This is a genomic window from Clostridium sp. J1101437_171009_A5, assembly GCF_015547905.1.
Taxonomy (GTDB): domain Bacteria; phylum Bacillota; class Clostridia; order Oscillospirales; family Oscillospiraceae; genus Pseudoflavonifractor_A; species Pseudoflavonifractor_A gallinarum.
The window spans coordinates 1-25,710 of record NZ_JADMVY010000007.1 but is presented as its reverse complement, the minus strand read 5'-3'; the positions used below and the strand labels follow the sequence as shown (position 1 = coordinate 25,710).

Here is a 25,710-nt window from a genome sequence, read left to right as displayed (position 1 = left end):
ACTGGCCGGAAGATTTAAAACAGGTTTACCAATCTTACAAAAAGGTCTGGATTTTTCCATGGGAATGTGCTACTATACATACGACGGATGTAACCGTTTACAGAAACCGATTACAGTATAGGAGGAGAAATCCATATGGGGACCATCAAGAGAATGAATCATATTTTCCGGGAAGACGGCAACGCCATCATCACAGCCTTTGACCACGGTGTCAATTCCGGCCCCATGCGTGGAATCGAGCATCTGGATCAGGCCCTCAAGACCGTGATCGATGCCGGTACCGACGCGGTGATCCTCAACATCGGTATGGCCCGGAAATATGAGGCTCTGCTGGGCCGCACCGGCCTGATCGTCCGGGCGGACTTCCCCTGTACCGACTATGCCAGAGGGGCACACGACAGCATCCTGTGCGTGGCGGTGGAAGAGGCGGTCAAGGTGGGCGCCGACGCCGTTCTCTTCAACGGCGGTCCCGATATCTCCGGCGAGGACATCGAGCTGGAGCGCACCATGATCCGCATCATCAGCACCCTGCGCCGGGAGTGTGAGCAGTACGGCATGCCGCTGCTGGCCGAGATGGTGCCCGGCGGCTTCAACCCGCCCCAGGAGTATATCAACATTGACAGCCTGAAGCTGGCGGCCCGCGTGGCGGCAGAGGCCGGCGCTGACTTCCTGAAGATGCCCTACCGGCCCGGCTATGAGGAGGTCGTGCAGGGATGCGAGGGGCTGCCCATCGTGGTGCTGGGCGGTGCCAAGACCAATTCGCAGGAGCAGTTCTTTGCCAATATCGACGACGCCATGAAGTGCGGCGCCCACGGCGTGGCCATCGGCCGGAACATCTGGGGCCACGAGCATCCCGACCGGGTGATCAAGCTTCTCAAGGGCCTGATCCATGAGGGGGAGAATCTGGAGACCGCCATGGCGCATCTTGGATAAAACCGTGATATGAGACCAGGGGGGAGCGGTTTTACCGCTTCCCCCTGCTGTATCTGTTTGGCGGTGTTCAAAGGAAAAGAGAGGTGTCCGAATGACACAGACCTATTTGCTCGGCATTGATATTGGTACCAGCAGCATCAAAACGGTGCTGATGGACGGTACCGGGAGACGCCGGGCCCAGCATACCCATTGTTATGAGACCATCCAAAGCCAGCCGGGCTATGTGGAACAAGACCCGGATGGCGCGTGGTGGACCGGGACCCGGGCGGGAATCGCCGCCTGTCTGGAGCAGTCGGGGATCCACCCCTCCGAGATCGCCGGCATCTGTGCCAGCGGTATGGTGCCCAACCTCTGTCCTCTGGATCGGGAGGGGAGACCGGTGCGGCCGGCCATCCTGTACCGGGACAACCGGGCCATTGAGGAGGCCGCCTGGCTCCAGGAACATCTGGGCTGGGAGAGCAATTTGCAGGACGTCACTCCCAAGCTGCTCTGGATCAAGCGCCATGAGCCCGAGGCCTATGGGCGGATCGAGATGGTGCTCAACGCCCACTCCTATATCGCCTTCCGACTGACCGGCGTATATAGTGCCGACCACGATATTGCGGCCATCTTCGGCGGGGTATATGAGGAGAAGCGCCATGTCTGGCTGCCGGAGCGTATGCGGGAGGCGGGACTGGACCCCAAGGTACTGCCCCCCCTCTGCTGGCCCATGGATGTGGTGGGTACCGTCACACAACAGGCCGCCGAGGAGACCGGACTGGTGCCGGGCATCCCGGTGGTGGCGGGAACGGGAGATTCCTACACCATCCTGGTGGGCACCGGTACTGTGGATGCAGGTGAAGGCCTCATTTACCTGGGGACCGCGGGCACCTTTCTGGGCCTGGAGCGGTCTCTGGACGATCAGGTGGGGAGCTGCCCCTTCATCACCGGCGGTGCGCGCTTTCTGGGGAATGTACTCACGGGCGGGGAGATCACCCGGTGGTTCCGGGACTCCGTGCTGCTGCGTGAGGTGAGCTATCAGACCCTGGAAGAGGCGGCCAATGCCGTGGCCCCGGGGGCAGACGGGCTGTTCGCCCTGCCCCATCTGCTGGGCGAGCGTACGCCCCTGGCAAACCCCTTGGCCAAAGGAGTGTTTTTCGGCCTGACCAATGCCCATACGGCGGGACATATGTACCGTGCCCTCCTGGAGGGTGTGGCCTATGCCCTGCGGGACTCCTATGAGAGCAGCGCCCTGCCTCTGAGCCGCCTGGTCATCAGCGGGGGAGGGAGTAACTGCCTACTCTGGCGGCAGATCATTGCCGATGTACTCAACCAGGAGCTGACCTACCTGCCCCAGGGAGACAATGCCATGGGCACCGCCTATCTGGCGGGGCGCGGGCTGGGACTCTTTGACAGCTTCCGCATCGTGCGGGACCGCTGGCTGGGGGATGGGGAGCGCATCGTACCCAACCCGGCGGAGGTGGAGCGCTATGACCGGAGATTTGCCTATTATCAGTCCCTCAACGCCCTGTGCCGGCCGGCTTTTGAGGAACTGGCCCGGCTTGATTTGAGATAAGGAAGAGGGAGGCGCGCACAATGAAGATTGCCGCATTTGTCAGCAGTTCCAGCCATCACGGCAACACCGCCACAGCGGTACAGAAGTTTCTCGAGGGCGCCCGGGCGGCCGGCGCGGAGACCGAGATCTACTATCTCCACGACTATGATATGAAGCCCTGCCGGGGGTGCCGTGCCTGTGAGAAGACTGGGACATGCGTCATTAAGGGGGACGATATTCCGCTGCTTCACGAGGCCATCCGCTCGGCAGACGCCTATGTGCTGGCTACCCCCACTTTCTATGGAGATATTACGGGGGCATTCAAGGTCTTTGTGGACCGGTGCTATCCCTTTGTGGACATCTGGAAGGATGAGGAGACCCAGCAGATGCGCTTTGGCAGCCGCAACAAAGAGCGGCGGCCCGGGGTGCTCATCGCCGTGAGCGGAAGCCACGGAGACATGGTGTTCGACAGCCATATGAAGGTGGGATATTTCTGTCTCAATGACCTGAACAGCTATCCCTGGCGGGAATTCTGCATCCCCTTTACCACCTGGAAGCCGGTGGCCGAGATGGAGGATGTGGTGGAAAAACTCTACCAGGGCGGGCAGGATCTGGTCCGCCACATGGAGAGCGGGGAGGGGGAGGACCTGGCGCGTACCGGCGCCTACTTCGCCCGCTATCGTGAACTGAAATACAACTGAGGAGGAGCATAGAGATGAAAAAGGCAGTCATTACCGCAAAAGAGACCGTGGAGCTTCAGGAATTTCCCATGCCGGAGATCCGGGAGGATCAGGTACTGGTCAAGGTAAAGGCCTGTGGTCTGTGCACCTTTGAGCAGCGCTACTTTACGGGCGGCAAGGAGCAGTATCCCTTTAACGGCGGCCATGAGGTCTGCGGCGTGGTCGAGCAGGTGGGCAGCCGCGTGGCTTCCGGCATCCAGCCCGGCGATAAGGTGGTGGTAGCCGCCATCACCCGCTGCGGCGAGTGCTACTACTGCCAGAGAGGCATGGACAATATGTGCGCCAACGGCGGTGACAACCCTGAGCCCGATACCCTGTGGGGCCCCGGCGGACTGAGCGAGTACATGGTGGCCGAGGGCTATCAGGTCTACAAGGTCAGCGATGAGATCGACTTCTCCGTGGGCACCCTGGCTGAGCCTCTGGCCTGCGTGCTGCGCAGCGTGCAGAAGGCCCATGTGACCTACGGCGATACCGTGGTCATCACCGGAGCCGGGATCATGGGCCTGCTCCATGTGAAGGTGGCCAAGCTGAGCGGGCTGAAGGTCATCATCACCGAGGTGGACGAGGCGCGGAAGGCCACAGCCCTGCGCCTGGGCGCCGACCGTGTGGTGGATCCCACCAAGGAGGATCTGCTGGCGGTGGTCCGGGAGATGACCGACGGCCGGGGCGTAGAGGCGGTCTTTTATACCGCGGGCGGCGCCAAGGCGGCCGAACAGGGCATCGATGCGCTGGCCAAGGGCGGCACCATCGTGTTCTACGGTGCGATCTATCCCAAGGGAACCATGAGCATTGACCCCAACAAGATTCACTATGATGAGATCAACTTCACCGGTCTGGTCTCCACCACCAAGGAGAGCTTCCGGGAGTCGGCCCGGATGCTGTCGGAGGGCCTCATCGATGTGCGGGAATTCATCAGCGAAGAGGTGCCCCTGGAGCAGATCGACTATGCCTTCCGCCGGGCGGTTTCGCCGGATACCTACCGCGTCATTGTACGGCTTTGATGGGAAAGGAGACACTTATGCGCGCACTGCTGAGAAACAGCGATACACCGCGGGATTTTGCCATGGGTGAGGTGCCCGAGCCGGTCACCCCGCCCGGTATGGTCAAGATCAAGGTGGCCTATGCCGGCATTTGCGGCAGTGATCTCCACATTTACCTGGGGCAGGAGAGCGGCCTGCCCCAGGGGATCCACGGGCATGAGTTTTCCGGCACCATCGCCGAGCTGGGCGAGGGCGTGAGCGGTTTTACAGTGGGACAGCGGGTGACGGCTGAACACACCGCCTCCAGCTGCGGACGCTGCGCCTACTGTAAGACCGGGCGCTATCAGCTCTGCAGCCATCGCCACTCCATCGGCTTTGATATTCCGGGGGCCTTTGCCGAGTATGTGCTGGTGGATCCCCAGTACATCCATCCCCTGCCCCAGGGGGTGAGCTTGAAGGCGGGCGCCCTGACCGAACCGCTGGCCTGCATCATCCACGCCGTGGAGCTGGTGGAAGTCAAGCCCGGCATGCCGGTGCTGGTGGTGGGACCCGGCCCCATGGGCTTTCTGGCTGCCCTGACCCTGCGGGCCTATGGCTGCCAGGTGGAGCTGCTGGGTACTCAGGTGGACCGGGAGCGGCTGGAGCGGGCCGACGCGGCCGGGATCTCCGTGCTGGAAGAGCTGCGGCCCGGGGCGTCTTATCCCCTGACGGTAGACTGCTCCGGGGCCCAGGGCGGCATCCGCAGTGCCATGAGCGCGCTGGAAAAGGGCGGCACCCTGCTCCAGGTGGGCATCGCCACCCGAGAGGTAACACTGCCCTATGACCAGGTGGTCTATCGGGAGTGGAAGATCCAGGGGACCTTCTGCCACACCTGGAAGGACTGGCACCAGGCCCTGCGCCTGGAGGAGACTGGGCGGCTGGACCTGAGCCCGGTGGTGACCGGCGAGGTGGAGCTGGAAGACTGGCAGTCCGCCTTTGAGGACCTTCTGGACAAGAAGGGCATGAAAACGCTCTTCCGCATCGGCGGAGAGGAGGCAGCACAATGAAAATGAGACAGATCCAGTTCGACGGCGTGGGAGAGCTGCGCCAGGTGGAACGGGAGATCCCGCCCCTCAAGGACACGCAGGTCCTGGTAAAAGTGGAGGCCTGCGGGCTGTGCACCTGGGAGCGCTATATCTATGCGGGGACCGAGAGCATGCCCTTCCCCTTTGTGGGAGGACATGAGATCGCCGCACGGGTGGTGGAGACAGGGGCCGCGGTCCCCTCGGAGATCCGGGTGGGCATGCCGTTGTCGGTGGCGAAATGGGTCCGCTGCAATCAGTGCGAGCTCTGCCGCCGGGGCTATGACAACCACTGTCTGGGAAACGACAAGCCTTCGGACAAGGGCTATTCCGGTCCGGGCGGATTCTCGGACTATCTGGTGTGCGAGAGCTATGAGATCTTCCCCTTCCCGGAGGATGCCCCTATTCACTATGCGGCCCTGGCCGAGCCGGTGGCCTGTGTGACGAGAGCGGTCAACCGCCTGCGGAGCGTGGCCGGGGATACCGTGGTGGTCGTCGGGGCCGGACTGATGGGCCTGCTCTTCCTCAAACTGCTCAAGCTGCGCGGGTACAAGGTCATCGTGGTACAGCGCAGTGCGGCCCGGCGGGAGCGTGCAGCCAAGATGGGCGCCGATCTGGTGCTGGATCCCGGGGCGGAATACTGGCCCGAGCGGGTACGCCGGGAGACTGGCGGTATGGGGGCGGCCTCCGTCGTCTACACGGCGGGCGGCTCCGCGGCGGTCAATGAGTGTCTGGACGCCGCCCGGATCGGCGGGGACGTCATGCTCTATGCGCCCACCCATGAGGAACGGCCGCCGGTGGATCTGGATCTGGTCCACTTCAAAGAGCTGGTGCTGACCGGCGCCATTCGACATGACAAGGAGAGCTTCCAACAGGCCGTGCGCCTGCTGGGCAGCGGACAGGTGGAGTTTGGAGATCTGAATCTCAGCTTTGGCTCCATGGAGCATCTCCGGGAGGAGATGGAGCGGGCGGATACCGACCGGGAGATCCACCGCATTCTGCTCCGCTGGGAATAAGAAACAGAACCATAAAAACGGCGGGCGACCGCCGTTTTTATGGTATGGAAACCAAATGGATCACTTACAGAAAGGAGGAATCAGCGTGTGCTATTCACTCAATGAGCGGGCCTGCCGCATCATCGAGGAGAACATTCTGCCCCATCTGGACGCGCTGGGGGTACAAGTCCATGTACTGAAAAACGGAGCCACCGTGTTGGATATGGGGGTCTTTGCCAAGGGAGGCTGGATGGCGGCCAAGTATTTTACGCAGTCCAATCTGGGGGGATTGGGAGAGCTGACCTATGGGACTATGCAGGTGGGGAGCCATCGCCTTCCCACGGCGAATATCTTCGTGGACCGGGCGGCCGTGGCCGAGCTGGCGGCCCATGATGCCTTCCTCTACATCGAATATCAGGGGGTCAAGCGCTCAGTCTCTGGGCCACTGCGCTCCGTCACCGGAACGGATCACTTTGCCCAGGCGGTCTCCTACCGGGACCCGGCGCCCCGGAAGATCGTGGCCCATATCCAGATCGATGAGCTGCCCGATGAGGGGATGACCGAATTGATCGCCGGAGCCGTGGGACGGCATCCCAGAGATCTCTACCTGCTGGCCGCCCGGACGGGAACTCTGACCGGAGCGGCCCAGGTCTGCGCCCGCAATGTGGAGCAGAGCCTGCCCAGTCTGCTGGACCAGGGATTCCCCATCGACGCCATTGTACAGGCCTGCGGGAGCGCGCCCATCCCAGCGGTGGTGGACGATGAGCAGCTGGCCTATGGGCGGGTAAACGACGGCCTGATCTACGGGCAGGAGACCAACCTCTATGTAGACTGTGCGGATGAGGAGATCACCCGGCTGGAGACCATCCTGCCCTTCAACAAGAATGGAGATGTCTACGGGATTCCCTTTGAGACGCTCTTTGCCCGCTGTGATTACCTCTGGCGCAATGTGCCCCGGGAGTGGGATGCGCCCTGCCGGGTCAATTTCTTTAATCTGCGTACCGGGCATTCATTTTCGTACGGTGCCCTGCACCATGGCGTGTTGGAACAGGCCTTTTTGGGATCGAATGGAGGAAAGTAAGAATGGAATGGAGAGAAAAAGCAGCTCAGTGTTTTCAGAACCTGATCGAAGAGGCCGGCGCCAATCACTGCGCGGTACAAGAGCGGGAGCAGGGGACCTGGATCGATGCCGGATGGGATGTGCCCGGCGGCTGGATGGCGGCCAAATGTGTGCTGGAGGGCCTGAGCGGCGGCCGTGGACAGGTAAGCTATACCCAGCGGCAGATGGCCGACGGGATGCAGATCCCGGCACTGGAACTCTTCCTGGATGACCCGGTGGGCACGGCCCGGGCCTTTCAGCGGGACGAACAGGGGATCTATGGCGTCCGGGGAGAAGAAGGATATGTGCTGGGTGTGACTGACCGCCTCCTGGCGGAAGAAAAGGGCTGGAAGGGAAATGTGGTGAGTGCAGGCCCCAACAGCCTGTTTACCGGCATTATGGAGGCTGCCGATCTGATGGCGCAGTGCGTGCAGGCCCTGGAGCGGGAAGGCGTATCCGAAATTCTGTGGGGATGGAGCAGCTGTCCGCTGGCGGCTATGACGCAGGATGTGGAGGAGACCCGCTGCCGCCGCCTGGAGATGGCAAAACGGCATACCGCCATTTCGCTCTGGGTGCGGGGAGAGGGCAGCGCCATCCGCCGGGCCATCGAGAGCATGGATATGGAAGAGTTTTTTGTGCATGAACTTGTAACCGCTTGTACATATGGAAAAGATAATAATTTATCATCTAATGTAATGTTTAATGAAAGATAGTTGCTATTAAGATATAAAATATTTTGCGATATTTATGCACTTAGTAGAAAAACACAAAAGTACCACAAAAAAGCGGAGGTAATACTTGCAAAGTGAACAGAAGTATGGTACTGTAAATGCAACAAGAGTGTAACCGATTACAAAAAAGCGCGAACGGAGGAGTTCAGAGACACAGTTCTAAGAAATTGAAGGAGGTATCCCCAAATGAAACGGAAACTGATGGCGCTCTTGCTGGCTGGTGCACTTGCTGTTGGCCTGGCGGCCTGCTCGCGAAATGTTGGGACAGAAGACTCTGCGCCCCCTGCCAGTTCCCCGACCGGAGGAACGACGGAGACCACGGGAGCAAAGGACCCGTCCGAGGTCAAGGTAGCTCTGGTGTGCGGCGGCGCCGTGAATGACGGCGGCTGGAATGCCAGTGCATATGAAGGACTTCAGCGCATTGAGGAGACCCTCGGGGTAGAAACCGCTTACACAGAAAAAGTAGCGGTTGCCGAGATGCCTCAGGTCATTCGGACTTACGCCCGTCAGGGCTTTGACCTGATCTTTGGTCATGGCGCTGAGTTCGGCGAGCCGATGAGCACGGTGGCACCTGAGTTTCCGGATACCACCTTCGTGGCGGTCAACGCCAATGTAGAGGCGGGGAACCTGACCGGAACCGTCTTTAAGTTTGGTGAATGCGGATACTTCTGCGGTATGGCGGCCGCCATGGTCTCCGAGACCGGGAAGATCGGCATCATTCCTCCCGATGATGCCCCCAACAACAAGGCGGACATCGACACCTATGAGCTGGGCGCCAAGGCGGTTAATCCGGACATCGAAGTGTACACCGCATTTACCGGCTCCTGGGACGATCTGCCCAAGGCCAAGGAGGCTTCCGAGTCTCTGATTTCCAAGGGCTGCGACGTACTGCTGGCCATGGGCGACGCGTATGCTGTGGGCGTGTACCAGGCCTGTGAGAATGCCGGGATCAAGGCCATCGGCTGGGTCAGCGATCAGCATGATCTGTCCGACGCGGTGATCTGCTCCGGTCTCCAGTCCGTGGGCGATGTGTATGTGGCCACTGCCGAGCGTTACCTCGAGGGTACCATGGAGCAGGGCGTGCAGGTCTATGGTATGCCGGACGGCGCCCAGGGCATGTCTGAGTTCTACGGACTGACCGAAGAGCAGGCGGCCGAAGTAGAGGCGGCCATGCAGGACTATCTGGACGGCAAGCTGGAGATTCCCACTCTGTACTAAAACTGAATTTCGATCTCGGAATCCGAGAGGAACACGAGCGACAGAAGCGTGACCCCAAGTGGTGCAGCGACCGACCGTTGCTGCACCACTTGTGCATTCAGAGGGACTCGGAAAGATATTGGAGGAGTGATCATGAACAAGCGAGCCCGTGCGATGGTGAATTACCTCATTTCCATCGTGATAGCTCTGCTGCTGGCATTCGCCATCATCGGCGCATTGCTGCTCTGGCAGGGTGTGGATCCTGTGGAGACCTTTATGGCCCTGTTTCAGGGCGCATTCATCGGAAAGAGCAATCTGGGCGCCAGCCTGCTGCTGGCGACCCCGCTGATTCTGGGCGGCCTGGGCATTGCCCTTTCTTTCCGGTGCGGTATCTTTAATATCGGCGGTGAAGGTCAGCTCTATCTGGGTGCCTTTGCGGCGACCTGGCTGGGCGTGAATCTGGTTGGCCTTCCCTTCTGGCTGCACATCCCCATCTGCTTTTTGGGCAGCATGATCTTCGGCGGCCTGTGGGCTCTGATTCCCGGCTATTTGAAGATTTCCAAGGGCTATAACGAGACGGTGACATCGGTGCTGCTCAACTATGTGGGTGTATATTTTGTCAACTACGCCCTCTCCAGCTTCTTCAAAGAGCCGGGCGCGCTGAACCACCAGTCCCCCAAGATTCAGACCTCGGCCATGCTCTCCAAGATCATGTCGGGCAGCGAGCTCAACACCAGCTTTCTCATGGCACTGCTGATCGTGGCGCTGTTCTTCCTGATCTTCTACAAGACAGATGTGGGCTTCAAGCTCCGGGCCGTCGGTCAGAACGCGGAGGCCAGCCGGACCTCCGGTATCCATACCCGCAAATATCTGCTCCTGGCCATCATCGTCAGCGGCGCCCTCTCCGGACTGGCCGGCTCGGCGCAGGTCATGGGCTATCAGCATCTGATGGTACAGAACTTCTCCCCCAATACCGGATACGATATCATCGCCGTGGCCCTGATGGGCAACCTGCACCCCATCGGCGTCCTGATTGCCGGTATTTTCCTGGGCGCGCTGCGCAGCGGTGCCAGCGTGATGCAGATCATGATGGGCGTCCCGGTGACCATCCTCTATATCATTCAGGGCGTGATCATTCTGAGCATCCTTGGCTTCAGCCGCGCCAACATTGACTTTATCGGCCTGGTGGGCGGACTGTTCCGGAAAAAAGAGAGCCAGAGTATGGCGAAGGAGGCGTAGTCATGGAATTTCTGAATATCTTTTTAACGCCGGATTTCTACTCCGCCACGTTCCGTCTGGCTACGCCTCTGATGCTGGCGGCCCTGGGCGGCGTCATTTCCGAGCGCTCCGGTGTTCTGAACATGGCGCTGGAAGGACAGATCCTGATGGGAGCCTTTTTCGGATACCTGGGATCATATCTCTTCCAAAACGTATGGCTGGGCGTTCTGACCGCCATGGTGGGGAGCCTCTTCCTGGCCGCGCTGCACGCCTTTATGAGTATTAAGGTAAAGGTCAACCAGGTGGTATCCGCAGTGGGCCTGAACACGCTGGCCCTCGGTATTACCAGTACACTCTTCCGCTTCCTCTTCGGGACCGATTCGCAGATGGCCAGCTGCCCTGGCATGGCCAACCTGGATATTCCGGTTCTGAGCGATCTGCCCTTTGTGGGGCCGGTCCTGTTCAGCCAGCATCCGCTGACCTACGCTGCGGTGGTGCTGCTTATCCTCCTCAACCTCTTCCTGTTCCGTACCAGCCGGGGCCTGGAGCTGCGGGCCGCCGGTGAAAATCCCCAGGCGCTGGATGTGGCGGGCGTGGACGTCATCCGCATCCGCTGGCTGGCGGTCCTCACCACGGGCCTGTTCTGCGGACTGGCCGGAGCCAGCCTGACCCTGACAGGACTCAATACCTTCTATGATAACCTGTCCTCCGGCCGTGGCTTCATTGCCTATGCCGCGGTGGTCTTTGGCAAGTGGACGCCTGTGGGCGCTGCGCTGGCCGCCATCCTCTTCGGCGCGGGCGACGCGCTGCAGCTGCGGATGCAGACCATCTTTGATATTCCCTATTACTTCTACATGATGATGCCCTATCTCATCACCTTCTTTGCGCTGGTCTTCTTTATGGGCGCGGCCAAGGGACCGGCGGCCAACAGCATTCCCTTTGAAAAGGACAAGGGACGCCGCCGCTCCGCCCGCCGCAGCAGAATGGGAGGGAACTGAATGGAACCGGTATTGCGCGTACACAACATTACAAAACGGTTTGGAAGCAATGTGGCCAACGACCATATCAGCTTTGACCTCTATCCCGGTGAGATCCATGCACTGCTGGGTGAGAATGGCGCGGGTAAGTCCACCCTGATGAATGTGATTTACGGCGTCTACGGCGCGGACGAGGGCGAGATCTATTTGAATGGAAAGCCGGTGGAGATTTCTTCCCCCAAGCACGCCATTGAGCTGGGGATCGGAATGGTGCATCAGCACTTTATGCTCATCCCTGCCTTTACGGTGGCGGAGAATATCGTGCTGGGCATGCAGAAGGAGCTGCGCCTGGATATTAAGGATGCAGAGGCCAAAATTGCCGCAGCCAGTGAGAAATACGACCTGAGAGTGGATCCCCATGCGTTGGTATCCACCCTCTCCGTGGGCGAGCAGCAGCGGGTGGAGATCCTGAAGGTACTGTTCCGGGGGGCGAAGATCTTAATTCTGGATGAGCCCACCGCTGTACTTACCCCCCAGGAGATTACCGAGCTCTTTGCCACCTTGGAGCGGCTGAAGAAGGATGGCGTCAGCATCGTCTTTATCAGCCACAAGCTCAATGAGCTCATGAGCATCAGCGACCGGATCAGCATTCTCCGCCGGGGAAAGATCACCGGCTGCATCGACGATCTGGCCAACTGCAATCCGGAGGCACTGGCCTCTGCCATGGTGGGCCGTCAGGTCACACTGGGCGTGGAGAAGCCGGAGCAGGAGGCCGGGGAAGTGGTGCTGGAGCTGGATCACCTCTCGGTCTGCAATGAGGCCAAGAAGGAGATCATCAAGGAGTTCAGCCTCCAGATCCGTGCCGGAGAGATCGTAGGCCTTGCCGGAGTAGACGGAAACGGACAGTCGGAGCTGGTCAAGGGAATCACCGGACTGCTTCCCGCCACGGGGGGCGCTATTCGTATCCAAGGGGTGGATATGACCGGAAAAACCCCCAGAGAGTTTATTGACGCGGGTGTGGGACATATCCCCGAGGACCGGCATAAGCAGGGCCTGGTGCTCTCCATGTCGGTAAAAGAAAATCTCTTTTTGGAGACCATCCAGGACCGGCCCTACACCAAGCGCCACCTGCTCCAAAAGAAAGCCATCCAGGAAAAAGCCAAAAGCCTTCAGGAGTTCTATGACATCCGTGCGGCCTCTTTGGAGGTGCCGGCCGGTGCGCTCTCCGGCGGCAATCAGCAGAAGATCATCGTGGGACGCATCCTGGAGCAGGATCCGAAGCTCCTGGTGGCGGTCCACCCGACCCGCGGACTGGATATCGGCGCCACGGAGTTTGTCCATAAATGCCTGCTGAAGGCCCGTGCCGAGGGATGTGCCATCCTGCTGGTCTCCACAGAGCTGGATGAGATTCTGGAGCTGAGTGATCAGATCGCCGTGATCTATGAGGGCGAATGCATGGGCGTGGTCCGGGATCGGGACGCCACAAAAGAGGGTATTGGTCTGCTGATGGCAGGCGTAAAGGGAACACAGGCGGCTACGGCATCCTAAATACGTGTAAAAAGTCCGGTATGGCTCTGCCATACCGGACTTTTTTAACGGAGAAAGAAAACCACAGTCCATGGCCGGAGCGGCACAGTGGACTGTGGTTTTTGTGTGACGGGAACGATCAGTCGGCGTCGGTCATGGCCTTCTTGGCCCGCTCGATGTCTTCCTTATCCTTCATGGGGAAGATCAGGTTGGCCAGGATGGCTACGATACAGGTGGCGGCCACCGAGTCAGAGAAGATGAAGCGCAGAACGCCGGGGAGCTGCGCCACCGCTTCGGGATGGCTGCCGAGGCCCAGGCCCAGAGCAAAGGTGATGCCCAGAACCAGAACATTGCGCTCGCTGAAGCCGGCCTTGGCGATCATCTTGATGCCGTTGATCAGGATCATGCCGAACACGGAGATAACGGCGCCGCCGAGAACGGCAGAGGGGATGGCGGAGAACACGGCGCCCAGCTTGGGCAGGAAGCCGCAGATCATCAGTACAAAAGCGCCAGTGGCGATGCACCACTTGTTGACCACCTTGGTCATGGAGACGATGCCTGCGTTCTGACCAAAGGCGGTGTTGGGCAGTGCATTAAAGAATGCGGCGGTGGTGGAGCCCAGTGCGTCGGCCAGAATGGCGCCGGAGGTCTCGCGCTCGGTAGCCTCACGGTCGAAGCCGGCAATGGTGATGCCAGAGGTGTTGCCGATGGTCTCCAGGCCGGAGACGATGTACAGTGCGGCAAAGCTCAGGACAGCAGAGGGAGTGAAGACGAGCTTAAACTGCAGGGGCAGAGGCAGGCTTACCCAGCCGGCCTCGGTAATGGTAGAGGTGTCCACCATACCCAGGAAGGCGCAGACCACATAACCCACAACGAGACCGATCAGGATTGCGGAGTTCTTGACCAGGCCCTTTCCAAAGCGCTGAAGCAGGACAATGATGGCCAGAACCATAAAGCCGATGGCGAGATTCCGGATGGAACCGTAGTCGGCCGCACCGGCGCCGCCGGCAAAATAGTCCACACCGACTCCGAGCAGGTTTACACCGATGGTGACCAGCGTGCTTCCCACCACCAGAGGGGGGAAGAAGCGGCGGATATACTTATAGAAGAAGCCCATGATCACTTCGGTCAGGCTTCCCAAGAGGCTTCCGCCTAGGACCGCTCCGATGCCGCCTGTGGCCGCAATGGTGGAGGCAGTGGGAACAAAGGCGAAGGAGGTGCCCATGACGATGGGCAGATTGGCACCGATCTGCTTATTCTTGCCCAGCTTGATGGGATAGAGCTGGATGAAAGTAGTAAGACCGGAGACAAACATGGCGCACTGCACCATAATAACGGTCTGTGCGGCGGAGAGATTACATGCCCCGGCAATGATGAGGATGGGGGCGAGGTTTGACGTAAACATAGCCAGGACGTGCTGCATGCCCAAGGGAAGGGCGGTACGCAGCCGGGGTCTGCCGTCGAGTTGATAGATCAGACGACGGTCTTCGTCCCGTCGGTCGGTGTGGTTGGATGTTCCTGCAGTATTCATCTTAAAGACCTCCATATTACTTTTCTTTCATATGCCATGGTAGCTGGTATGAGCACTGCGTGCGCGGGGCGGTGATCTCCTTTCCACAGAAAATGAAAAGACCGGTTCTTTTTTGTATGGCTAATCATAAAGAAAAGTTTTTAGTATGTCAAGATATTTTTTAGACAAAGCGATGGAAGGGGAGTGAAAAAGGCACCACTTATCTGTGCAAAACGGCCATGTATGGGAAATGAATAGACGCATTCCGGAAAGTTTTATATACTAAAACCATAGGAGAAAGGAGGGGAGGATTGTGCAGGTGGAGGTCCGTTATCGGCCTGGAACAGAAGGGGTTCGGGTGGTTGTGGAGGCGGAGCGGGACGGGCCGGAAGTAAGGGCATTGGTGGAGCGGCTGATGGATTTGGACGAAAAGGTACTGTTGGGACGACTGGGGGAGCAGGTGATTCCCCTTTGCGCGGACTCCCTGCTGCGCTGTTATGCGCAGGGGGGACGTGTAAAGGCGGAAAACGAACAGGGTACCTATGACCTGAAAGAGAGGCTCTATGAGCTGGAGAATAAGCTGGATCGGCATGTCTTTGTCCGGATTTCTCACTCGGAGATCATCAATTTGCGGAAGATCACAGCGCTGGATCTGTCCCTGACCGGAACAATCCGCATCACTCTGGAGGGAGGAACGGTGTGCTATGTCTCCCGCCGTTTTGTGAAAAAAATCAAAGAAGCGCTGGAATTATCATGACACAGGAGGGATGGATATGAGAGCACGGCGGAGAACATGGATGGTACATATTCTGGCGGGCGGCCTTGTGGGATTGGTAACGCTGTCGTTTCTGGGGGCGGTGATAAACGGATGGAGCGCGGGTGCGCCCCCGCTGCTCAACAGTACGCCTCCGCTCCTGGTCAGTCCGGCGCTGAGCGAGTGGACTGGATCGGCTCCGCTGGCGCTGGTGATTCAGAGTATACTCTACTTTAGTCTGGGCGGCACAGTGGGAGTGGCCACCATGCCCTTTGCGGAGAGCGGAGCGGCGCTGGTCTGCCGGTCTTTGGCACACTTTGCGGTGACGGCCCTGCTCGTTACTCTGACGGCCTGGACATTGGGGTGGATTTGGTCCTGGGAGATCCTGCTGTTCTATCTGGCGCTGTTGACGGCGGTATATCTGCTCATCTGGCTGGGGCGCTGGGTGGGGTGGTATGCCGAGGTGGCCGCCATCCGGGAAAAATTGGGTCTCGCACCAGGTCCCTCCCTGCTGAAATGGAAGGAGAGCCTCCCCTACCTGGGATTTGCGGTCATCCTGTGCCTTGTACTGCCGTTTCTTCTGCGCCTTCTGGATGGCCCGCCTAAGCCGCTGCTCAGCGTTCTGTATGGGTTTGTGCTGCTGCCGGTGGGAGGGCTTTTCTCCGGCTTCTCTCTGGGAAGGAGAGAAGGCTTTTGTCCACTTTATCCGCTGGCCTGTGCGGGGGCGGTTCTTCTGTTTATTCCGCTGGCCCGTTTGATCTCCAACATGGCCGACGGGATTATGGTTCCCATTGCGTTCTGTTTTGCCCTGCTGGGGAACCTCCTGGGAAGCGCTTGGCGGCGCTTCCGGCGGCAAGGACAAAGTGCATAAAGTTTCATGCCCAAAAGAGCAAGGAATGCTTGCAAAATCGGGAAATAATGATATACTAAACGGTGACTTACTTTGATAAAATGGAGTTGAACCACCATGAAACGAACCACTGTCGCACAGATCTTTGCCGATCAGGCGGCCTTTGGCGGACAGACCGTCACCGTCTGCGGCTGGGCCCGCACCATCCGGGACATGAAGACCTTCGGTTTTCTGGAGCTCAATGACGGCTCCTGCTTCCGAAACCTTCAGGTCGTCTTTGCCGACAATGAGGTGGAAAACTTCAAAGAGATTGCCAAGTGCAATGTGGGCACCTCTTTTGTGGTGACCGGTACGGTAGTCCTGACGCCGGAGGCCAAGCAGCCCCTGGAGCTCAAGGCACAGACCATCACGGTGGAGGGCCCCTCTACCCCGGACTATCCCCTCCAGAAGAAGCGTCACAGCGTAGAGTATCTGCGTACCATCCAGCATCTGCGTCCCCGTACCAACCTCTTCTCCGCGGTGTTCCGTGTGCGCTCTGTGGCTGCCCATGCCATCCACTGCTTCTTCCAGGATCGGGGCTTTGTGTATGTCCACACGCCGCTCATCACCGCCAGTGACTGCGAGGGCGCGGGTGAGATGTTCCAGGTGACCACGCTGGATCTGGCCAATCCTCCCAAGAACGAGGACGGCAGTGTGGATTACAGCCAGGATTTCTTCGGCAAGCGGGCCAACCTCACGGTCTCCGGCCAGCTCAACGCTGAGAACTTCGCTATGGCTTTCGGCAATGTTTACACCTTTGGTCCCACCTTCCGGGCGGAAAACTCCAACACCCAGCGCCATGCCGCCGAGTTCTGGATGATCGAGCCGGAGATGGCCTTTGCCGATCTGAACGACTATATGGACACCGCTGAGGACATGATCAAGTATATCATCCGCACAGTGATGGAGAAGTGCCCCGACGAGATGAACTTCTTCTCCTCCTTTGTGGACAAGGGCCTCAAGGAGCGGCTGGAGCATGTGGCCTCCTCTGACTTCGTGCGGGTGACCTACACCGACGCGGTGGAGATCCTGAAGAAGAACAATGACAAGTTCGACTACAAGGTGGAGTGGGGCTGCGACCTCCAGACTGAGCACGAGCGCTACCTCACCGAGGTGGTCTTCCAGAAGCCTGTCTTCGTGACCGACTATCCCAAGGATATCAAGGCCTTCTATATGCGCCTCAACGACGACGGAAAGACGGTGGCTGCTGCCGACTGCCTGGTACCCGGCATCGGCGAGCTCATCGGCGGTTCCCAGCGTGAGGAGCGCCTGGAGCTGCTGGAGAACCGCATCCGCGAGCTGGGCATGAATCCCGAGGACTACTGGTGGTATCTGGACCTGCGCCGCTATGGCTCCTGCAAGCATGCGGGCTATGGACTGGGCTTTGAGCGCATGGTCATGTACCTCACCGGCGTGAACAACATCCGTGATGTGGAGCTCCATCCCCGCACGGTGGGCAACGCCGAATTCTAAAAGAAAAACAGAAAGGACGTCACATGGTTCTGTCCATGTGACGTCCTTTTTTATACCAATAAGGAGCCTGGACACTGGTGTGTCCGGGCTCCTTTTACACATTTTTGAACCGAATGTGGAAGATCAATTGGGTAGTTGGTCCAAGAGGGAGGAGATCTGTGCGTTCAGAGTGTCCACATCGGGGGTAGGCACCGGGGCGTTGGTGAAGTGATAGGTACGCTTGAGCGTGAGAATGCGGTAGAGGCTCTCATCCAGGCGCGCCTCGGTGAGACGCCCCTCCTCCACGGCGGACAAAATCCCTGTATAGGCGGCTGAGAGGTTGTCCGCCCCATGGCAGACCAGAAGCAGGTCACATCCGGCCTCCAGAGCCAGGACAGCGGCCTCATCCATCCCGTAGGTCTGGGAGATGGCGCCCATGGTCAGGTCGTCGGTACAGACGACGCCCTGAAAGCCCAGCTCTTCCCGCAGGAGGCCGGTGACCACCTTGTGGGAGAGAGAAGCCGGGTACTCCTCGTCAATCCCGCGTTCCAGGATATGGGCCACCATTACGGCCGGGACCTGCTGCTCGATGGCTGTGAGAAAGGGGAGAAGCTCTTCCTCTTTCAACTCGGCCAGTGATTTTTCCACCACGGGGAGACCCAGGTGGGAGTCGGTCTCGGTGTCCCCGTGGCCGGGGAAGTGCTTGACCACCGGGACCACGCCCCGGTCAGCCACACCCTGCCAGGCGGCGGTCCCCAGCTGAGCCACGGTCTGGGCCGATGAGCCGAAAGCACGATCGCCGATCACCGTATTTTCCGGATTGGACCAGATGTCCAGGGAGGGAGCATAGTCGGTATTCAGTCCGAAGGCGGCGCACTCCGCCCCCAGGACTCTGCCGAAGCGCGTGACCAGAGTGGCGTCACCCGTTTGCCCAAAGACCAGGGGAGCGGGGAGGGAGGCCACCTCCGGGGGCATTCGGGAAACCCGTCCCCCCTCCTGGTCGATGGAGAGCAGCAAGGGGATATACTCTCCGTTGGCCTCTTTGAGTGCATTGGTCAGCTGGGCCAGCTGCTGCGCGCTCTCCACATTGCGGGAGAAGAGTATGATACCTCCCACCTGATAGGTCTGGATGGCGGAGAGTGCGTCCTCCCCTGGCGTATATCCTTCCATCCCGGCCACCAGAAGCTGCCCCACCTTTTGACCCAGGGTCATGGAATCTAACTGCTCCTGGACGGGGTCTGGCGTAGGGGTAGGGGAGGGGGTGGGAGTGGGAGATGGGGTGGAAGAGACTGCTGTGGGTGAAGTGGATGGGGAGGGCGTGGGTTCGGACAATTGGGGAGTACAACCGGTGAAAAGAAATACAAAAAGGAATAGTGACGACAAAATATTATATTTCGTCATCGCTTTTTTCGCCCCTTTCTGGATTTTGAAATGGGACCTGCTTTCCGGGAGGGCCGCTTACCGACCCGGCGCTCCGCGGGTCGCTCACCCTCACGGGAGATGCGGCGCGTAGGAATACCGGGAGCCATACCGGGGAGGCGGAAACTGATCTGTCCGCTTCCGGGATCGGCGGAAGCACAGACCACTTCCAAAAGTGTCCCTAGTGTAAAGACATCTCCGCCGAGGCCGGTGAGGGTCATGCGGCTCTCGTCAAAGGCATAGCGCCCGCCGGGGAGAGCCTCCACCGGGAGGAAGCCCTCCACGCCCAGGGCGGTCAGAACGAAGAGTCCGAACCGGGTCACGCCGGAGACCGCGGCGGGGAAGGTCTCGCCCACATGGTCGGCCATAAACTCCGCCAGATAGCATTTCTCAATCTCCCGCTCGGCGGTCTGGGCGGCCAGTTCCCGCTCGGAGGCCTGTTTGGCCGCCTTTGGGACGGCGGAGGAGAGCTTCTGCCCCGCCTTTCCGGTCAGGGTGTCCTCCAGCAGTGCGGTCAGGGTGCGATGGACCATCAGGTCGGGATAGCGCCGGATGGGAGAGGTGAAGTGGCAGTAATCCGAGGCGGCCAGACCAAAGTGCCCCAGGTTCTGGGGATCATACCGGGCCTTCATCAGGGCGCGGAGAACCGCGGTGTGGACCAGAAATTCTTCGGGCTTTCCCCGGGACTCATCCAGCAGCTTTTGCAGGGAGAAGTGGTCGGCCTCCCGGAAAGAGTAACCAAGAGGAGAGAGAAGCGCGCGCAGGGCCTCGGTCTTTTCCTGCGAGGGCTTTTCATGGATGCGGTAGACCGCGGGGGCGTCCAGGCGGGAGAGATGGGCGGCCACGCACTCATTGGCGGCCAGCATGAAGGACTCGATAAGCCTCTCGCTGACGCCAGGAGTCCGGGCCTGGATGGAGACCGGGTACCCATCCTCATCGCAGAGGATGTAGCTCTCCCGACTGGCCAGATCCAGGCTTCCGCGGCGCTTCCGGCGGGCCTCCAAAATCTGAGCCAGGGCGGCCATGTCCCGCAGCATGGGAAGAATGTGGGCGTACCGCTGGGCCAGGGCGGGGTCAGCGTCCGAGAGGAGGAGATTACAGTCCTCGTAGGTCATGCGTTCCGTCGTGCGGATGACTGACTGGGCGATGGTGTAGTCCGCTACGGAGCCATCCGGATACAGAGTCATGATACAGGAGAGAGTCAGGCGGTCCACCTGGGGATTCAGGGAACAGATGCCGTTGGAGAGCTCCGTGGGCAGCATGGGGATGACCTGGTCGGCAAAATAGACCGAGGTGCCCCGCTGCCAGGCCTCCACATCCAGAGGGGAACCCATGGGGACATAGTGGCTCACATCGGCGATGTGGACGCCGAGGACCGGTCGGCCCTGCTCATCGCGCTCCAGAGAGACGGCGTCATCCAGATCTTTGGCGCTGGCGCCGTCGATGGTGATGATGCATTTTTCCCGGAGATCCAGACGGCCGGTCCGGGCGGAGGCGGGCACCTCCTGGGGAGCCTGCCGGGCCTGTTCCAGCACCTGAGGCGGAAATTCCCGCTGGATATGCTGGTCAAAGAGAATGGACTCCACAGCGGCCTCCCGGCTGCCGTCCCGGCCGAAGACCTCCAGCAGGGTGCCCATGGGAGGCTGTTTGGAGGTGCCATAGCTGGTCACCTGGACCGCCGCCCGGTCCCCGGCGTGGGCCCGGTGCTTGCCCACGATCTGGATGGGCTCCCGCAGCTTGTCCCCCGCGGGGACCAGCCAGGCCTCCCGGCCGTGCTTGCGCACCGAGCCGGTGACGGTGGGGTTGCCCCGTCGGAGAATGGCAGTGACTTTCGCGGTGCGCTTCTCACCCGGTGCGGCGGGGCCGGGATCGGGACGGATGGCGACGGTGTCCCCGTGCCAGGCGCCGTGTTCCGCCCGGGGCGGGATGAAATAGTCCTCCTCCCGTCCGGCGGCCCCCTCGGGGGTGACGAAGCCGAAGCCACGTCCGGCGGCCTGGTAGAGTCCGGTGATCTCAGAATGGGATTTTGTCATAAGTTCTCCTTTTTTGATTCGGTCAGAGTGAGAGAGTCTAAAGAAAGAGAGGAGGGGACCTCCTCCCCGCAGCAGGCGGCCCGCCAGCCCTCGCCGCCCCAGGCACAGAACCAGAGTCCGGCCTGTGTGCCGCTCTGCCCGGGGGAGAGCAGAGGAACGACAATGGAGCGGGGGGCGCAGTCCAAACCGCGGCCGGTATATTTCACATAGCTCTCTTTCAGGGTCCAGAGGGTGTAAAAGTCCTCCCAGCGGCTGCCCCGGGCGGTAAACCAGTCCCACTCCGTATCGGAGAGGACATAGCGGGGAAGGCCGGGACGGCGTGGCTTGATCCGCTCCACATCCACGCCGAGGGGATGGTCCCCCACACCGCACAGGGCGAAGGGGCCGCTGTGACTGAGATTGAAGTGGAGAGCGGAATCTGCCAGCACCGGTTTTCCACCGGGAAGCGTGGAAAAGGTCGGGTCAATACATCCATAGTACTCTTTCAGAATGGTGTGCAGCAGGCTGTGGGCGTCCTGCTTGCCCGACGCGTGAGAGATCATCCAGAGCTGGAGCAAGGCACCCTCTCCTTTCTGCTTTATTTCATTTTATTGTAACCCATCCCCGGGGCGATTACAACGCCGCCCTTGTATACCGGGGAGAGAATCGGTATAATGCAAATCAAAATCGAGCCCTGTTTGGAGGAAAACGTTCGCTCCGGACCGGCTCGGGATTTAGGAGGATTCGGATGACAAAAGAACAATATGAGCGCTGGACGGCGCCCATTGCCCGGCATCCCAAAGGGGCACTGCGTCTGAAACAGCTCAATACCATACTGACTGGCGTATGCTATCTCTGTTATCCACTGCTGCTGCTCTGGCTCATCTGGAACCGGGACGGGCGCTTCTGGCGGGCGGCTCTGGTGCCTGGGATCTCCTTTGTGCTGCTCAGTGTTCTGCGCCGGGGATTGAATGTTCCGAGACCCTATGAGGTGTTGGAGATCCAGCCCCTGATCCACAAGGATACCCGGGGGAAGTCGTTCCCCAGCCGCCATGTGTTCAGCGTCTTTCTCATTGACATGGTGTGGTGGTATCTCTGCCCGCCCATGGGATGGGTCTTTCTGGCGGTCGGGCTCCTGCTGGCGGCGGCCCGGGTACTGGGTGGCGTCCATTTTCCGAGGGATGTACTGGCCGGGGCTCTTCTGGCTGTGGCGGCCGGCTGGGTAGGCTTTTGGCTGATCTGAAAAACAGAGTGAAACCTGACAAAAATGTCACCTTTCTGTAAGGCGATTCGATGGCACCGGGTGCTGAGACCGGGTACAATGGAGGCAGCAAAGGAGGAGATATGATGGAACCCATCCTTACGGTGTCCCATTTGCAGAAGTACTATGGAGGCCGGGGCAATGTGACCCGGGCCATCGACGATATCAGTCTGGAGGTGCTGCCCGGAGAATTTGTGGGCATTATGGGTGCCTCGGGCTCGGGCAAGACCACCCTGCTCAACTGTGTGTCCACCATCGACTCGCCCACAGCGGGGCAGATCGTCATTGACGGCCGGGAGATCACCCGATTGAACGGCAAGCAGCTCTCCCGGTTCCGGCGGGAGCGCCTGGGCTTCATCTTTCAGGACTGCAATCTGCTGGACACGCTGACGGCCTTTGAAAATATTGCCCTGGCGCTGACCATCCGCAGGACTCCGGTCGGAAAAATCGAGGGGAGGGTGCGGGAGACCGCCCGTTTGCTGGAGATTGAAGACTGTCTGAACAAATATCCCTACCAGATGTCGGGCGGACAGTGTCAGCGTACGGCTGCAGCCCGGGCAATCATCACAAATCCGGCCCTCATCCTGGCGGATGAGCCCACCGGAGCGCTGGACTCCAAGTCGGCCCGCCTGCTGCTGGACCGTTTTGAGGCCCTCAACCGGGAGCGGGAGGCCACCATCCTGATGGTGACCCACGACGCCTTTACCGCCAGCTACTGTCACCGCATCCTCTTCATCAAGGATGGACGTCAGTTTACCGAGCTGGTGCGGGGCAACAAGAGCCGCAAGGATTTCTTTGGAGAGATCATCGAGGTCGTGACCCTTCTGGGAGGTGACTCCGGCGATGTTCTTTAAACTGGCCCGAAAAAATGTCACCCGGAGCATGCGGGATTATGCCATCTATTTCATTACACTGCTCTTTGGCGTATGCGTCTTTTACGTATTCAACTCCCTGGAAAACCAGTGGGTCATGGAGCTTCTGGCAGAACAAAACTCCGACTATGTCCGGGCCATCCTACAACTGACCGATGTGGTGTCGGTCTTTGTGTCGGTGGTGCTGGCTGGACTTATCCTCTATGCCAATACCTTTCTTCTCCGGCGGAGAAAGCGGGAGTTGAGCACCTATCTCCTGCTGGGGATGGGGCAGAAGACCATTGCGGTGCTTCTGTTCGCGGAGACCATGTTCATTGGACTTCTGGCCTTGGTGTTCGGCCTTGGACTGGGATTCTTCCTGGCGCAGTTTCTCTCGGCCTTTACGGCCAGTCTCTTTCAGATGACGGTAGACGAGTTCCACTTTGTCTTTTCCTGGAGAGGCGTGGGAAAGACCGTCCTCTACTTCAGCGTGATCTTTCTGGCAGTGATGATCTGCAACTGTGTGCTGGTGGCGCGGCAGAAGCTGATCCGCCTTCTGCAGGCACAGCGGCAGAATGAACAGATCCGCCTTCGTTCCGTGGCCGCTTCTGCGGTGATGTTTGTGCTGGGAGTGGTCCTTCTGGCCGTGGCCTATGGACTGCTGCTGAAACGGGGGCTTTTGACCATTGACCGCATTTTTTGGCTGATGCTGGCCCTCGGTACGGCGGGGACCCTGCTCTTTTTCCGGTCGCTGTCTGGCTTTCTGCTCCGGATCTGTCAAAGCCGGAAGAGGCTCTATTATCAAAACCTCAATATGTTTGTGCTGCGGCAATTCAACGCCAAGATCAACACGAACTATCTCTCCATGACGGTGGTATGCCTGCTGCTCCTGCTGGCCATCGGGATCACTGCCTGTTCGGTGGGGGTCAACAGCACGGTGGAGGGAAATGTGGAGCGAACTGCACCGCTGGACATGACCCTGCGGCTGGATGACGACTACTTTGTCTTTGCGCGGGAGGACCTGCCCGATGCACTGGAGGAGGCGGGATTCGATCCGGAAAACTGGTTGGGCGACTTTGCGGTGGTGTGCCGGTATGCAGTAAAACTGGACGAACCCATTCCGCTGGCGGAGGATGGCCGGGAACTGAACGACGCCTATATCATGTCCCTCTCAGACTTCAACGCCCTTACCGCGCTGCGGGGAGAGAAGCCTCTGGTTCTGGCGCCCAATACCTGCGGCATGGCCGAGGGGACCGAACCGGAATCTTACGGGAAGCCTGAGCGGGAGGCCTGGCAGGATGGGGCGCTTTTTTCGATTGGCGGCCATGTCTATGCGCCTGACCCCAAGGTGTACCATACCGGGGCGCTCTATACCAGTGAGATCGACCTGTCGGATGTCATTATCCTGCCCGACGAGGCAATGGAGACCGTACAGAAGGAGGCAATATGGCTTCGCCAGTATTATCTGGCAGGAGATTACGCGGAAGGAGTGGACCAGAAACATGCGGAGGAGCTGCTCTGGAACGTCTGGGATGAGACCCTGTTCGACCAGGTCGAGGAGCGCGGGAGCGATCCCGATGGCTCGTCTGCTTTTGGCCTATCCCTGAGCACAAAGCAGTTTATCTATCTGGACACAATGGGGACCAAGATCCTGGTTCTCTTCATCGGACTCTATCTGGGAACCATCTTTCTCATCACTTCTGCAGCAGTGCTGGCACTTCAAATGCTCTCCCAGGCGGCAGACAATGTGGGACGCTACCGCATTTTGCGGAAACTGGGTGTGGAAGAAAAGATGCGTGACCGCTCCATTGATATTCAGGTCTTTCTCTACTTCTTCCTGCCGCTGCTGCTTGCTGTGGTCCATTCCATCGTGGGGATCAAGGCGGCCAATGATGTCATTGCGGAGATTGGAAAACTGGATGCGGTGGCCAACAGCACCGTGACGGCTCTCATTATTCTGGTAGTATATGGCGCCTATTTTCTGGCTACCTGCTGGGGAAGCCGCAGAATGGTACGGGAACGGTAAGAAAAACGGGAAATTTCTCTTGAAATCGGCCCACTTTTGTGCTATCATAAAAAACACGCGTTGAAATGGGCGCGAGAGTCAAGCCCATCAATAAGAAGATAGCGCCCACACAGGGCCGAAAGGAAAGATGTAACGTGGTGAAGATTATCCTGAGTGTCGTCCTCGTTCTGATCGCGCTGGCGCTCATCATGGTGGTCATGCTCCAGTCCGGAAAGAGCGCTGGTCTGTCCGGCACCATCGCCGGTGTGGCAGACACCTTTATGTCCAAGAATAAGGCGAAGGGCTGGGACGCAAAGCTGGCCCGCTGGACCAAGTGGGTGGCCATTGCCTTTATGGTGCTTCTGGTTGTCATCAGCTTGATCTAAAGAGAATTCGATATGGTGATTTGAAACATCCCTCTCTGGTAGCAGAGAGGGATGTTTTGCGTTACGAAAAAAAGTGAAAAAAGGTGTTGACAAAAGTGGTGTGGGGTGGTATTCTATCTGAGCGCCTCACGAGAGGGCACTGAAACGAGTCGAAAAGTGAGAAGAAACCGAGCGGAAGC

23 protein-coding genes are annotated in these 25,710 nt (G+C 59.4%); 19 read left to right on the top strand and 4 right to left on the bottom strand.

Annotation, left to right across the window (positions count from 1 at the left end):
* The first annotated feature begins 135 nt into the window (after window positions 1-135).
* The 12 genes from I2C21_RS10600 (at window position 136) to I2C21_RS10545 (ending at window position 13,013) form a co-directional block, all read left to right on the top strand.
* Window positions 136-933, top strand: a complete 798-nt coding sequence (locus I2C21_RS10600; protein WP_101691321.1) for a class I fructose-bisphosphate aldolase — start codon at window positions 136-138, stop codon at window positions 931-933.
* A gap of 91 nt (window positions 934-1,024) precedes the next feature.
* Entirely contained in the window at window positions 1,025-2,488 is a 1,464-nt protein-coding gene (locus I2C21_RS10595) for an FGGY-family carbohydrate kinase (RefSeq protein ID WP_195279261.1), read from the top strand.
* A 20-nt stretch (window positions 2,489-2,508) separates the two neighbouring features.
* A complete protein-coding gene (locus I2C21_RS10590) occupies window positions 2,509-3,168 on the top strand; it encodes a flavodoxin family protein (protein ID WP_101691319.1) in 660 nt (219 codons plus the stop codon).
* Between the two features lie 14 nt (window positions 3,169-3,182).
* Window positions 3,183-4,208, top strand: a complete 1,026-nt coding sequence (locus I2C21_RS10585) for a zinc-dependent alcohol dehydrogenase (protein WP_195279260.1) — start codon at window positions 3,183-3,185, stop codon at window positions 4,206-4,208.
* 17 nt (window positions 4,209-4,225) lie between these two features.
* Window positions 4,226-5,233, top strand: a complete 1,008-nt coding sequence (locus I2C21_RS10580; protein WP_195279259.1) for a zinc-dependent alcohol dehydrogenase — start codon at window positions 4,226-4,228, stop codon at window positions 5,231-5,233.
* On the top strand, window positions 5,230-6,264 hold the full coding sequence (locus tag I2C21_RS10575) for a zinc-dependent alcohol dehydrogenase (protein ID WP_195279258.1): 1,035 nt from the start codon (window positions 5,230-5,232) through the stop codon (window positions 6,262-6,264). The genes I2C21_RS10580 and I2C21_RS10575 overlap by 4 nt, the downstream gene beginning before the upstream one ends.
* An 85-nt stretch (window positions 6,265-6,349) precedes the next feature.
* Complete coding sequence (locus I2C21_RS10570) at window positions 6,350-7,324, top strand: methenyltetrahydromethanopterin cyclohydrolase (protein WP_180956705.1); 975 nt, start codon at window positions 6,350-6,352, stop codon at window positions 7,322-7,324.
* A 2-nt stretch (window positions 7,325-7,326) separates the two neighbouring features.
* On the top strand, window positions 7,327-8,055 hold the full coding sequence (locus I2C21_RS10565; protein ID WP_195279257.1) for a methenyltetrahydromethanopterin cyclohydrolase: 729 nt from the start codon (window positions 7,327-7,329) through the stop codon (window positions 8,053-8,055).
* A 204-nt stretch (window positions 8,056-8,259) separates the two neighbouring features.
* Window positions 8,260-9,291, top strand: a complete 1,032-nt coding sequence (locus I2C21_RS10560) for a BMP family protein (protein WP_186964091.1) — start codon at window positions 8,260-8,262, stop codon at window positions 9,289-9,291.
* Between the two features lie 132 nt (window positions 9,292-9,423).
* Window positions 9,424-10,509 (top strand): ABC transporter permease, encoded by a 1,086-nt coding sequence (locus I2C21_RS10555; protein WP_186964090.1) that lies wholly within the window; start codon window positions 9,424-9,426, stop codon window positions 10,507-10,509.
* A 2-nt stretch (window positions 10,510-10,511) separates the two neighbouring features.
* Window positions 10,512-11,486, top strand: a complete 975-nt coding sequence (locus I2C21_RS10550) for an ABC transporter permease (protein WP_101691311.1) — start codon at window positions 10,512-10,514, stop codon at window positions 11,484-11,486.
* Window positions 11,487-13,013: an ABC transporter ATP-binding protein gene (locus I2C21_RS10545; protein ID WP_101691310.1), complete on the top strand. Its 1,527-nt coding sequence runs from the start codon at window positions 11,487-11,489 to the stop codon at window positions 13,011-13,013.
* 118 nt (window positions 13,014-13,131) lie between these two features.
* Here the strand turns inward: I2C21_RS10545 and I2C21_RS10540 are convergent, their stop codons facing one another.
* A complete protein-coding gene (locus tag I2C21_RS10540; protein ID WP_101691309.1) occupies window positions 13,132-14,523 on the bottom strand; it encodes a uracil-xanthine permease family protein in 1,392 nt (463 codons plus the stop codon).
* 292 nt (window positions 14,524-14,815) lie between these two features.
* On the opposite strand from I2C21_RS10540, the gene I2C21_RS10535 reads away from it, so the two are divergent.
* The 3 genes from I2C21_RS10535 (at window position 14,816) to asnS (ending at window position 17,618) form a co-directional block, all read left to right on the top strand.
* Window positions 14,816-15,259, top strand: coding sequence for a LytTR family DNA-binding domain-containing protein (locus I2C21_RS10535; protein ID WP_195279256.1), 444 nt, complete (start codon window positions 14,816-14,818; stop codon window positions 15,257-15,259).
* Window positions 15,260-15,275: 16 nt separating this feature from the next.
* Entirely contained in the window at window positions 15,276-16,127 is an 852-nt protein-coding gene (locus I2C21_RS10530) for a DUF3021 domain-containing protein (protein ID WP_193537703.1), read from the top strand.
* Window positions 16,128-16,223: 96 nt separating this feature from the next.
* Window positions 16,224-17,618, top strand: coding sequence for an asparagine--tRNA ligase (asnS, locus tag I2C21_RS10525; RefSeq protein ID WP_101691306.1), 1,395 nt, complete (start codon window positions 16,224-16,226; stop codon window positions 17,616-17,618).
* Window positions 17,619-17,741: 123 nt separating this feature from the next.
* On the opposite strand, the gene nagZ is transcribed toward asnS, so the two are convergent.
* The 3 genes from nagZ to I2C21_RS10510 form a co-directional block, all read right to left on the bottom strand.
* Window positions 17,742-18,809 (bottom strand): beta-N-acetylhexosaminidase, encoded by a 1,068-nt coding sequence (nagZ, locus tag I2C21_RS10520; RefSeq protein WP_286167273.1) that lies wholly within the window; start codon window positions 18,807-18,809, stop codon window positions 17,742-17,744.
* Window positions 18,810-18,994: 185 nt separating this feature from the next.
* Window positions 18,995-21,049, bottom strand: coding sequence for a ribonuclease R (gene rnr / locus I2C21_RS10515; RefSeq protein WP_195279254.1), 2,055 nt, complete (start codon window positions 21,047-21,049; stop codon window positions 18,995-18,997).
* Window positions 21,046-21,606: a 4'-phosphopantetheinyl transferase family protein gene (locus I2C21_RS10510; protein WP_286167272.1), complete on the bottom strand. Its 561-nt coding sequence runs from the start codon at window positions 21,604-21,606 to the stop codon at window positions 21,046-21,048. Before I2C21_RS10510 ends, rnr begins: the two co-directional genes overlap by 4 nt.
* A gap of 170 nt (window positions 21,607-21,776) precedes the next feature.
* Here I2C21_RS10510 and I2C21_RS10505 point away from each other — a divergent pair, with 170 nt between their 5' ends.
* The 4 genes from I2C21_RS10505 (at window position 21,777) to secG (ending at window position 25,531) form a co-directional block, all read left to right on the top strand.
* The gene (locus I2C21_RS10505; RefSeq protein ID WP_195279253.1) at window positions 21,777-22,271 is read left to right on the top strand and encodes a phosphatase PAP2 family protein; all 495 of its coding nucleotides are present in this window, start codon (window positions 21,777-21,779) and stop codon (window positions 22,269-22,271) included.
* Between the two features lie 104 nt (window positions 22,272-22,375).
* The gene (locus I2C21_RS10500) at window positions 22,376-23,143 is read left to right on the top strand and encodes an ABC transporter ATP-binding protein (protein ID WP_193537901.1); all 768 of its coding nucleotides are present in this window, start codon (window positions 22,376-22,378) and stop codon (window positions 23,141-23,143) included.
* Complete coding sequence (locus I2C21_RS10495) at window positions 23,133-25,166, top strand: FtsX-like permease family protein (protein ID WP_195279252.1); 2,034 nt, start codon at window positions 23,133-23,135, stop codon at window positions 25,164-25,166. Before I2C21_RS10500 ends, I2C21_RS10495 begins: the two co-directional genes overlap by 11 nt.
* A 134-nt stretch (window positions 25,167-25,300) precedes the next feature.
* Window positions 25,301-25,531, top strand: a complete 231-nt coding sequence (gene secG / locus I2C21_RS10490; protein WP_101691301.1) for a preprotein translocase subunit SecG — start codon at window positions 25,301-25,303, stop codon at window positions 25,529-25,531.
* Window positions 25,532-25,710: the final 179 nt, after the last annotated feature.